This window comes from Cohnella suwonensis (assembly GCF_042655365.1).
GTDB lineage: Bacteria > Bacillota > Bacilli > Paenibacillales > Paenibacillaceae > Cohnella > Cohnella suwonensis.
This window is the reverse complement of sequence record NZ_JBHSMH010000097.1, coordinates 17,881-29,498: the sequence shown is the minus strand read 5'-3', so window position 1 is coordinate 29,498 and position 11,618 is coordinate 17,881. Positions and strand designations below refer to the sequence as shown.

7 protein-coding genes and 2 pseudogenes are annotated in these 11,618 nt (G+C 50.9%); 1 reads left to right on the top strand and 8 read right to left on the bottom strand.

What is annotated here, in order from left to right; translation table 11 throughout:
- The coding region (locus ACFPPD_RS21635) for an RCC1 domain-containing protein (protein ID WP_378083302.1) at positions 1-2,078 on the bottom strand (2,078 nt) is incomplete at its 3' end.
- 282 nt (positions 2,079-2,360) lie between these two features.
- On the bottom strand, positions 2,361-4,892 hold the full coding sequence (locus ACFPPD_RS21630; protein ID WP_209750460.1) for a winged helix-turn-helix domain-containing protein: 2,532 nt from the start codon (positions 4,890-4,892) through the stop codon (positions 2,361-2,363).
- 368 nt (positions 4,893-5,260) lie between these two features.
- Here ACFPPD_RS21630 and ACFPPD_RS21625 point away from each other — a divergent pair.
- Positions 5,261-5,755 (top strand): annotated as a pseudogene (locus tag ACFPPD_RS21625) (transglutaminase-like domain-containing protein); the annotation flags it as partial.
- A gap of 44 nt (positions 5,756-5,799) precedes the next feature.
- Here ACFPPD_RS21625 and ACFPPD_RS21620 read toward each other — a convergent pair.
- From ACFPPD_RS21620 to ACFPPD_RS21595, 6 genes and pseudogenes are all read right to left on the bottom strand, one after another.
- Positions 5,800-5,898, bottom strand: a pseudogene (locus tag ACFPPD_RS21620) (formylglycine-generating enzyme family protein); the annotation flags it as partial.
- A 159-nt stretch (positions 5,899-6,057) separates the two neighbouring features.
- A complete protein-coding gene (locus ACFPPD_RS21615; RefSeq protein ID WP_209750458.1) occupies positions 6,058-6,456 on the bottom strand; it encodes a hypothetical protein in 399 nt (132 codons plus the stop codon).
- Between the two features lie 192 nt (positions 6,457-6,648).
- Positions 6,649-8,103, bottom strand: a complete 1,455-nt coding sequence (locus ACFPPD_RS21610; RefSeq protein ID WP_209750456.1) for a CAP-associated domain-containing protein — start codon at positions 8,101-8,103, stop codon at positions 6,649-6,651.
- Positions 8,104-8,422: 319 nt separating this feature from the next.
- Positions 8,423-9,397, bottom strand: a complete 975-nt coding sequence (locus tag ACFPPD_RS21605) for a GGDEF domain-containing protein (RefSeq protein ID WP_209750454.1) — start codon at positions 9,395-9,397, stop codon at positions 8,423-8,425.
- Entirely contained in the window at positions 9,355-9,810 is a 456-nt protein-coding gene (locus ACFPPD_RS21600; protein ID WP_378083298.1) for a response regulator, read from the bottom strand. Before ACFPPD_RS21600 ends, ACFPPD_RS21605 begins: the two co-directional genes overlap by 43 nt.
- A gap of 2 nt (positions 9,811-9,812) precedes the next feature.
- On the bottom strand, positions 9,813-11,615 hold the full coding sequence (locus ACFPPD_RS21595) for a sensor histidine kinase (RefSeq protein WP_209750452.1): 1,803 nt from the start codon (positions 11,613-11,615) through the stop codon (positions 9,813-9,815).
- Positions 11,616-11,618 lie beyond the last annotated feature (3 nt).

Here is an 11,618-nt window from a genome sequence, read left to right as displayed (position 1 = left end):
GTACTTTCCACAAGCTTGACCTTCTCCGCGTCGCTTTTCGCAATGCTCACATGAATGACGATGTCCGACAGCTTCGCCTGCCCGCCAAGCTGCGACGCTATTTGGTCGATAAAGACCTGCGCTGCAGGCAGCTTGTAGTTCCCGTTTGCCGTTTGCACTTCCAAGTCGGCTTGCTTGTTTTCCATCGCTTTCACCGCGTCGCCGGTTAATTCCACCGTCACTTTCTCCGCGTTCTCTGACAACGCAGCAGGAATGATAACGACCGACTTGTCTACTTCTTTCGCAAGCAAGTCCGCCAATCGGGAAGCGTCCACAGTCAATGTCAGCACGTTTTGCCGGCCCTCTTGGGTCACCGCCTCCTCGACAATTTGTCCATGCTCCTTGCCGTTTATAATGACGAGGAATTCTGTCGAGCTGTCTGATATGCCGCCAGTGGAGGTCGGACCCGGAGAAGACGTGTCAGAGTTGCGCGACACAATCACGAGATACGTTTGCGTCGTGCCATCCTCCGCCGTCACGACCACCTTGATCGTATTGTTCCCCTCGTTCAGCGGAAGCGAACCGGACGGGGCACCGGTCGTCAGACTGATCGGACCGCTCATTAACATTCCAGCGCCATTGTAAACACTTGCCGTCACTGTAGCATTGACGACATCGTACACTGTCGCCGTTACCGTCACCGCCGAAACGTTGTTCGCTACGCTTGCCGTATAGTTTAACGTGCCCGCTGCAAAAACCGGGCTTAACGTGCCGTTCGATAACGTCAACCCGCTCAAATCCGCATTGCTGCTCGCTGTTTCTTCCTGCGCGATTACGGTCAGAACGTATATCCTTGTATCTGTCGCCGCGCCTTTGCTGATCGTCGCCGTCAACGTCACTGTCGCATCTCCCGCGCTGTAGCCCGGACGGGTCACTGCGCCGTTACTGCCGCTAACCGTGATCGCCGTATTGTCCGACGTCCAACTAATTGTCGTACCGCTCGCGCCGCCGGTCGGCAGCGTCACGTTCTGCGTCACACCAGACGCGCTGTCTCCCGCCGCATAACCAATTGCCATCGTCGCTTTGTCCGCTGCCACCGCTTCCGCATCCGTCTGCGGGAATACAACCTGTACGGGCGAATATCTATCGGTCCCCACCGTGCCATCGCCCAATTGACCGCTGCCATTATACCCCCATGCCCACAGTGTACCGTCACTCTTCAGCGCCAAGCCGTGTACAATCCCAGCGGCCGCTGCCTGAACACCGCTTAGCACTTGGACGGGTGTACTGCTATCGGCCGCCGTGCCATCGCCCAATTGACCGCTGCTATTATCCCCCCATGCCAACAGCGTGCCGTCGCTCTTTAGCGTCAAGCTGAATAAATATCCGGCAGCGATGTCCTGTACACCGCTCAACCCCTGCGCTTGGACGGGTGTAATGCTATTGGTCGTCGTGCCATCGCCCAATTCACCGTCACCGTTATACCCCCATGCCCACAGCGTATCGTCACTCTTCAGCGCCAAGCTGTGAGCTCCACCGCCGGCCACTGCCTGAACACCGCTTAGCACCTGTACGGGCGTATACCTACGGGTCATCGTGCCATCACCCAATTGACCCCAATCGTTATCCCCCCATGCCCACAGCGTGCCGTTGCTCTTTACCGCCAGACTATGATTAAATCCAGCAGCGATGGCCTGTACATCGCTTAGCACTTGGACGGGCGTACTGCTATTGATCGTCGTGCCATCGCCCAATTGACCATAGGCATTATCCCCCCATGCCCACAGCGTGCCGTCGCTCTTTAGTGCCAAGCTGTGAAATCCCCTGCTGGCCACTGCCTGAACACCGCTTAGCACCTGTACAGGCGTATGCCTATCGATCGTCGTGCCGTCGCCCAAATCACCTACACTGTTATCCCCCCATGCCCACAGCGTGCCGTCGCTCTTTAGCGCCAAGCTGTGTCTAGCTCCAGCAGCGATGGCCTGAACACCGCTTAGCACCTGAACGGGTGTATACCTACGGGTCGTCGTGCCATCACCCAATTGACCATAATCGTTATCCCCCCATGCCCACAGCGTGCCGTCACTCTTTAGCGCCAAGCTGTGATAATTACCACCGGCCAGTGACTGAACCGAACTGGCGGCCGCATATCCAACATGCGGAAATACGGCAAATTGTGACAACATGAGTATAAATACAAGAAAAACCAAATCCTTTTTACGATAATACCGTTTCATTCGTTCACCTCACGAAATTTTGCCGTCTATATTGTGCTTTTTTTGACGCAGCTTTCGCCGACCATTACCACTATAAGGGCTATTTCGACAAAAAAAAATTCCCCAAGACGGGGAATAGGAGGGGGGGAATGCAAGCTCTATGTGTTACAGTAAATTCAACTCTTTGCCGCGCTGCAGCGCCTGCATTCTGCTGCTCGCATCCAGCTTCTTGTATATATTTTTCATGTGCTTTTTGACGGTTTCGTCGGTCACATTGATTCTCTCGGCAATTTGACGTCTCATTAGCCCTTCATGAACCATTCGCAATATCTTCGTTTCCTGCATCGTTAATGGAGAAGGAGAATCCGAGGCGCCGCTCTTTCGGACATTCATATGCAGCAGCAGCTTTTTCACGTAAAGCAACGATACCGATAAAGACTCGCGGATATGACCGGTTTGCCGGCAATGCAAATACTCGGCAAGCAACTGGGCCATAGTCGCCCCTTCATCGACGAAGCTGCGGATATAGCCTTGCGGCTCAGCCAAGTGCAAGGCGGCTTCCAGCTTCATGAGCGCATGAGGTGTATCCCGTTGATGGTGAAGCGCCTTGCTTTGCACAATCAGCACCTGAATGACGTATATAAGCCGATCTTCATGTCGAACAAGCCGATACATTCGGTCCAGCAAACCCATGGCTTCGTCCGCCTGTCCGCATGCGATCAGCGCTCTGGCATAATGAAGATATTCCCTTACCCGATTCACCGGTACGTTGTCGGAAGGCGCTAATCCGCACGATTGAAGCCAGGCGGCCGCTTCGTCCGCAGAGGGTTCGTTCACCGACAACGCCGCTCGCTCCGTTTCCAACTCTTGGAAGAACAGCGGATTGTCCGGCGAATGAAGCTTCGACTTCACCTGTTCAAGCAGTTCAGCCGCGCCTTCCGCATCTCCTTTCACGTAGCGAATCCGCGCAGCGCCAACCGCAGCCTGAACCAAAATCCGCGCATAGGGCTGCATAGGCTTCTGCCAAAACGTTCGCTCCGCATACATTTCTGCCTCGTCTAAACGATTCCATTCATATAAGAGCTTGCTGTACGCAAGGTACAGATAACCCGCAAAAGGATAATTTTCCTTTTTACCCCATACCTCGATCCATCTGCGAAAGAACGCATCTGCCTCATGCAGATCGTCGAAATATTCTAACACAGTATAGCAATTGACCCTCGCCGTATTTCCCGCGATCATCTGCAAAGGGCTGCCTTCCGGCGCGTGCTGCTCATACATTTCCAGATATTCCGAGGTTCTCGGAATGTCTTTGCGGTACAACGCGATTTCGGCAGCGATCAGCAGCAAGAAGCTCTTCCACGGTTGCCAATCCGGTTCAGACAGTTTATTCTGGATCGCTTTCAGTTTCGTTTCAGCGAGCGCCAGTTCGCCGGTTTCGGACAGCATTTTAATATATTGGCATTGAATCCCGGGCTTCGTATCCAGAACAGACTCGGGTAGAATGCTAAGCCACTGCTGTACCATTGTCCGCTTCAAATGCAATTTACTCAAATTCCCCTCGATCAAGGAAGTGGCTTCCGTATAGTTCCCGCACGCGAGGAAATGATCGATCGCTTCTTCATAAAATCCGTTAGCTCCAAGCCAACGCGCCGCATTCGCATGCGTTTCGGCCCACTTGTCAGGTTGCTTCCGGCGGAACTGCTGCTGCAAAAAATCGGCAAATAAATGGTGATACCGATACCATTCGCCTATCTCATCCAGCAGGATGATAAACATATTTTGCCGCTTCAATGCTTCGAGTTGGTCCCCGCAGCTTGCCCGCCCGGTCATAGCCTCGCAAAGCGAATCGTTCATTCGGCTTGTGATCGACGTTTGCAGTAAAAAGTCGCTTATCTCTTCGGATTGCCGCTCAAGCAACTCTTCCAGCAAATACTGGGAAATATCCCGATGTTGGCCGCCGAAATCACGAATAAAACCGGACGGGTCCGCACTTCTTTTCAAAGAAAGAGCCGCGAGATGAAGCCCGCTCACCCAGCCCTCCGTACGATGAACGAGCAGATCCGCTTCCTCTCTTGACAACAATATACGCATGCAGTCATGTAAGTAGCGGATTCCCTCCTCCCGTTGAAACCGTAGGTCCTGCACGTATATTTTCTGCAAGTGCCCCTTGGCTTGCAATTTTGCCGTAGGAAATGGGAGATCGAAACGGCTGGCGGTATAAAAATGGATATGCGGCGGTAAATGTTCAAGCACGTATGCAACAGAATCGTAAATCGAGGAAAGCTCTATCACCTGGAAATCGTCAAGAATAAGCGCCAGTTCACGGGGAATATCGTTTAATTCGTTTAGCAGCGCCGCAATAAAAGAATCATAACCGCTCGATTTCATGTGCTCCACGTGCAATGACAGCGCTTCCCCAAAGCTCGGGCATACTTGCTCGACAGCCGCAATCACACAGCTCCAAAATTGAACGAGATCGTTATCATACCGGTCCAAGGAAATCCAGGCCGCGGGACAGCCGCACTGCCGCGCCCATTCGCTTAAGGCTGTCGTCTTGCCGTATCCCGCCGGAGCCGTAACCGCAGTAAGCTTCGCTTTTAATCCTTCATTTAGCAACTCCATCAACCTAGGACGGTCGATAAGTATTTCCCGCCGGGAATGCGGTATATGCAGCTTGGTATGCAGGATCATCATTAGTCACGCTCCAAACTGGTCTTCGACATATTTAGACAATTTTCTCGTAAACTTCGGCTTATTGTCAAGCATAATGAAATGGAAAAGTTTATATAAAGATTAGCCCCGATACGTGAACGAATTGTTAGGCGAACCCCTGATTTCATCGCTGTCGACGTACTGCAGTTGAGCTACTTGGCTGTTCCTACAATTCTTTTAATCTCTCCACAATGCATTCAACCCAATGAGGAATGGATTCGATGTCCGAAATAAAACATTGTAACTTCGAATCCGTTCGACTTGGCATCGCACATGAGTTTCTGTTGAATTATTATTCAAATTGTTGAATAATTATTGGAGAGTGAAACTCGTATAGGGGGGGATCGGCAAATGAAATCGATTTCGTGAAGATCGCCTTCGAATTCGTTCGCGATCGCATTTCGCATTCAAAGGATATCCAAAGCTCGCGCATCACGTGCAGCGCATCCGAAGTCCTTTTGCTCGGCGAAGGGATTTGTTATGCCAAATCGAATTTACTGTGCGCTTTGCTAAGGCATCAAGGAATACCGGCCGGATTCTGCTACCAACGTCTGACTTTAGGGAATACTCCGGATACCGGTTACGCGATCCATGCGTTAAACGCCGTTTTTCTTCGTTCTATCGGAGCATGGATCCGTTTAGATGCGCGAGGAAACAAACCGGGCGTAGACGCTCAGTTCTCCATAGATGAAGAGAAGCTGGCTTTTCCAATACGCGCGGAATACGATGAGGTAGATTATCCCATCATATATAAGACACCGCATGCCATAACAATCGCCGCGTTGCGTCAGCATTCCGATTGTTTGACGATGTGCGCTAGCGGTTTGCCTTCGGAAATTCCATGAAAGGAAGAACTCGATTTGGACTTTCAGACCGATGACCTTGAACTTTACAATGTCCTAGCAAGACGAAAGCCGAGATCGTCGATGCGAAACGTAGGATGACTGCGGCGGCGGCACGTCGCTCCGCAGCCCCTACTCTCTTCCGCTCAGCTGCTATCTTATCCATAGTAGGCCAAGAACGACTTGAACGCTTCGACTGTCAGATTATCCAATTTTAACCGTCTTGTCAAACCCGAATAACAATCTCGAAACAAACCAAAAAGACCCAAGCTTTTTACAGCTTGCGCCTTTAATCAACGATCATTTTAATCGACTTCGGACAACCAGCGCTCCGCTTCCTCCATGCTTTCAAAGTTTTCGAAGACGAACTCGACCGTATCGCGAGCCGCGGCCACCGCTTTCCTCGCGCTTGTCCTGCCGATTACTTTCTCCGGCGTGACCGCTGCGATGTACCTCATTCCGGCAGCATGGTTCCGGGGGTTAAAATCCTGAGCGATCCAGACTTGGTCATCCGCATGGATAACGGATGTCATACGGGAATCCAGCAGCCATTTCCGGGCTTTCTTTTGCACCAATAACTCTAGACCTTTTTCATAGGGCATACGGTAGTCCTCGCCTTGAGCAAAACCTTTCCATTCCACGAATACCGCTTGAATGTCTTCTTTCCAAGTAACCGTCGCGTAAGGGGTGTCAAAATGAACCATCCTGCGTCACACTCCACAATAAATATGTATGTATGCTTTGCAATGCCTTGTGCCTGATTAAGATAATAAGGAATCAAACTTAACCCAAGATGAGGATGGGCTGAAAGTAAGCTGAAAGAAAGATCGATTTTGGGGCATAGAAAATGGGTATGCTACAGGCGCTTTGTGGAGTATAGAAGTCTATTAACGCTCTCAAGGCGAATAAAAATTTTGCGTATAATAAACGTGCATGGAGCCTCCCATGTAAACCCCGACACCAAGCCGCGTCGTTCGGTCGCCGAGAAGATTTTCCCGATGCCCCATGGAGTTCATCCAAGCCTCGTGGGCGAATATCGCGCTCGTCTGACCCGCCGCGATATTTTCCGCTGCAGCCCGATACGAGATTCCATCCGCTTCCATACGATCGAACGGACTTTTTCCTTGCTTATTTTGATGATCGAAGTAATCATTAACCGCCATATCCTTACTGTGCTTCCGAGCCGTCTCGGCGACGGCGTCATCCCAAGCGAACGCCTTCATGCCCATTCTCACTCGCACCGCATTGGCCAGATCGAACGCTTCCCGTTCGTAGGCGGTGCGCAGTGCTTCGCTTGGCGGACCATAGAAGTCCCGCAGCGACAGCTCGGTATCCCGGTCAATCAGTTGTATCGCGGTAACGGTATTGTTCTCATGGATGTCGATAAAAAACGTGACATACTGGCCATCGATCAGATAGATCGGCGCTTCCTGCTTCGATTCCTCTTGGATATTAAATCTCGTGTTGCCTTTTAGGATATAATCCAGCCCTTCTCCATACGTCGTGCGTACAAGGCTCAAAGTCGAACCCAGCTTAATGCCTTCCTTCGATGTCCAAAGAGCGGTATTCGTATTCAGCCCGACCACCTTGCCGCTCTTAATACCAATTTGCGCATACTTCGAATAGTCATTGTTGTAGATGTACCACTGAAATCCGTATTCGCTGGCATCCTTGCGCGCCGGCTTGCCCAGCTTAGCGATTACGCTCGCTTCGCTGTCTCCGATCGCAATGCCGCGGACTTGGAACCCTTCGATCAAAATATCGGAAACGTTGCCGACGCCTCGAGTCAGCGCGTATCCCCGGTCTTTCAGATTTTTGATTAACGTAATCGCTTCCGCCCGCTTCAGCTTGTCCGAGATTCCGAACCCGGCTACCGTAGCGGATGTTTTGCCGTTCACCAGATCATGATCGAGCAAGTACTGTACGGCCTCATCGGTGACGAGGAGCTTGCCTTGCGTCGCGGCCAGCACCTGCGCCACGCGGCCCCTGTCAAACCTGGCGCCGTCGGTCTCCTGCCACACCGGCCAATTATTCGTATCCGCGAGCGAAAAATAGGGCGTATACCAGGACTCTCCCGCATCAGTCGGCGGAATCGCGATATCCGGAAAAGCGCGAAAAAGCATCGCGAGAAACTCCGGCTCCGTGACGGACTTCTCCGGTCTGAACGTTCCGTCAGGATAGCCGCTCAAGATCTTGTGATCCACGGCCCATTTAATCGATCCGAGAGCCCAGTGATTGGCGGCCACATCCTTGAAGCCAGCTGTTCCGCTATCGGCGAGAACCCGCGTAGAAGCAGGCGTCAGGCATAGAGATAAGCAGATGACGAAGACAATAACGGCTAGTTTTCTCATGATGATGCCCCCTAGCATACGGATGATCTATTTTAATAGATTAACCCATTGGTTAAGAAATGAAATCGGCTTATGGACCCAAAATAATAGAGGCATCTTCGGGGGCCGTTCTAGTGATACCATAGGGCTGTGGATTCTGGAGGCGAACACCCGGCCGAATTTCAACGCACTGAAGTCGCTTGCCGACAAAAGCCTGTATCGGACCATAGTCCGGTATGGCAAAAAGTATGGAAGAACGAAATAAGCAAGCGATTGATGGAGAGAAAAAAAGGAGCTCGGCGCAATCTGCGCCAAGCTCCTTTTTCGCCATTAATACCGTTCAATGGGTAGTCGCGGCTTTGGATTTCCCCTTCTTGACAGCATACATGCGCTGATCCGCTTGTACGATCAGTTCATTCAAGGCTGAGGGGGAATCCGGATTGCAATAAGCGATTCCCATACTTATCGAGAGGGGGTAGCTGCGTCCGGCGGTCAGATTAAGGCTGTCGAGCCTTTGCTGCAATAGCTTCATAATTTCCCGCTCAACCGTCTCGAAGCTCGCTCCTTCCGCAAGATCCGCGGAAAAGATAACGACAAATTCATCTCCGCCCATGCGGCCGATAATATCGGATTGGTGAAAAACATCCTTCAAGATGCGGGCTGTATCGATTAACGCTAAATCTCCCATAGGATGACCGTAGGAATCGTTAATTTGCTTCATTCCGTCCAAATCGGCAACAACGAGAAAATATCCCCTCATCCTCTGACGTTCCGCATTCGCGTAGTTCTCGGCCAAAGTGAAGAAGCCTCGTCTGTTATGAAGTCCCGTAAGCTCGTCCATGATGCTCATATGATACAGCTGATCCTGCAGCCGGCTCCGTTCGATCGCGTAACGCATGGAGCGCATAATCGCCGCGCTGTTTACCTGGCCTTTGATCAAATAATCTTGTGCGCCTTGCTGTACGGCACTAAGCGCAAGCTTCTCATCGTCAAGCCCGGTCAATACAACGATCGGAACAACCTTCGCATACTCGCGCACGGCCGTAATCGTGTCTATTCCTTGGCTATCGGGAAGAGAAAGGTCAAGCAAGACCACGTCGAAAGAGCTTTGCTCAAGCAGCTTGATGCCCGTATCCAACAAATCGGCGCAGTGAACATCAAACTCCGCATTATCGTAATCAGCCAGAGCTTCCTGGATCAACCGCATGTCCCCAGGGTTATCTTCGATCAATAAGACCTTGATAGTCTTCATATCAAATGGATCGTTTTCGTTCATCCGACATATCCCCCTGGCAGTTTGACGATGGAAAGCCAAAAATTTTCAATCGATCTGACTACGGTTAGAAACTCATCCAGGTTGACCGGTTTCCTGATATAACAATTCGCATGAAGATTGTAGGCCTTTAATATATCCTGATCCGCTTCGGAAGTCGTCAGTACGATGACGGGAATATGCTTGAGCGAATCATCCTTCTTGATCGCCTCCAGCACCCCGTGACCATCGATTTTGGGAAGATTCAAATCCAATAAGATGACATCCGGTTTAATCGATTTCTCATATTCGCCCTGACGGCGAAGGTAAGCCAAAGCCTGCTCCCCGTCTTCCACCACGTGAAGACAATTCTGAACTTTCCCCTCCTTCAATACTTCGACGATGAGTCGGATATCCCCCGGATTGTCTTCCACCAGAAGAATTTCGACCGGACTTCCTTGCATGCTGACTGCCATTTCTATGTTGTCTCCCTCTTGTCTGGAATCTTGAAAATGAACGTAGTTGATTCGCCCAGCACCGATTCCACCCAAATTTTCCCGCCATGGCGTTCCACGATTTTTTTGCAAATCGATAAACCGATCCCGGTTCCCGGATATTTCGTCTTGTTATGCAGTCTTTGGAAAATGAGGAAAATTTTATCCCGATACTTCGGGTCGATGCCTATGCCGTTATCCCGTACCGAGAATAACCATTCTTCCTTTTGACGCTCGACTCCGATATGGATTTTCGGCGCTCTGCCCGGATCGCGAAACTTAATGGCGTTTCCGAGCAAGTTTTGGATTAATTGAGCCATCTGCGTCGGATCGGCAATAATCGTCGGCAGCGCGTCGTGCGTCAGCACCGCATCGCTTTCTTGCATCGCGGTCTGCAGATTCGCCAGAACGTGCCGCAATACAACCTCGCAATCTACGGCTTTGAACTCTCTCCTCTTTGTTTCCACTCTGGAATAGGCCAATAAGTCGTTGATCAAATTCTGCATACGGTGGGCGCCGTCAACGGCATAATGAATAAAATCGTCCGCATCTTGCCCCAGTTGCCCCTTATACCGCTTCTCCAATAGCTGCACATAGCTGGCGACCATCCGAAGCGGCTCTTGCAAATCGTGCGAGGCCACGTAAGCGAATTGCTCCAGCTCGGCGTTGGAACGAGCCAGTTCTTCCGTCTGAAGCGTCAGTTCGCCCTGTTTATGCTTAATGGTTCTCGCCATTTGATTAAACGACTCGCAAAGCCTAACCAATTCAACGGGAGCCGATAGGCTGTCGAATTCGATATGGCTATCGTAATCGCCCCTCTCGATCCGGTTAACCCCTCTAAGCAGATAATGAACCGGCCTTTCGATGCCGGAAGATACTTTGAGCATAACCATAATGCCAAAGGCCAGCACGCTGAAAATAATCATGCTTACGATTAACATCTGGATGTAGAAGGAACGAAAAACTTCCCGCACCTCGATCTCGCTGACGGCAATCCATTTCCCCTTGTTTACGAACTGGTACCCGCCGAACACTGATTTATTACGATAATTCTTATAGGACGAGCGAGTACCGGCGCCTTCGAACGCTCTTTGCAAAATTTCGCTATCGATGCGATATTCCAACCTTTTCCCCGTATCCCTAAATCTTGATTCCGTAATCATATAGCCGTCGCGGTCGATTAAGTAAGATTCGCCGCTTCTGCCGTTTCGAAATTGCTCCATTAATTGATCGATCGTTCTGAGGGTAACGGAGCCGAACACGACGCCCTGAAAATGATTCCCCTCATCGTAAACGGGAGAAGAAAATAGAATGTTCGGTTGGTTGGAAACTTTCCCAACGAGAACATCGGAGATATATTCGCGGCCCTTCAACGCTTCTTCATAAAAAGTGCGCTCCGAAAAATAGGCGCCGATTTGGTTAATCGTACTGAATTCCACGATCCCCTCTTGGTTAGCAAAAGAAATCGACTCAAACTCTTGCTGATTCGAGGCAAAGAAGGCCAAATCCTTTTGGAAGCTGTCTTTCTGAAGCATGGTTGCGGATTGCAAATGGGCTAAATTCCGGATCTCCGCCGCCCGTTCGGCGAACCAGCCGTCGATGGCGGTCTGCTGAATCGCGCCGCTCTTCCGCATCGAATCCATCAAATTTTTTTCGGTTTGGCGATACTCGGTAATGGAATAAGCGCCGATCGTCAGCAATCCGACCGCCAGCACCAAAAAAATCCCAAAAAACCGCAACCGCCCCTTCAAGGTTTGAATCCGAAGCAATCGCTTTATCTTCTGCACCGG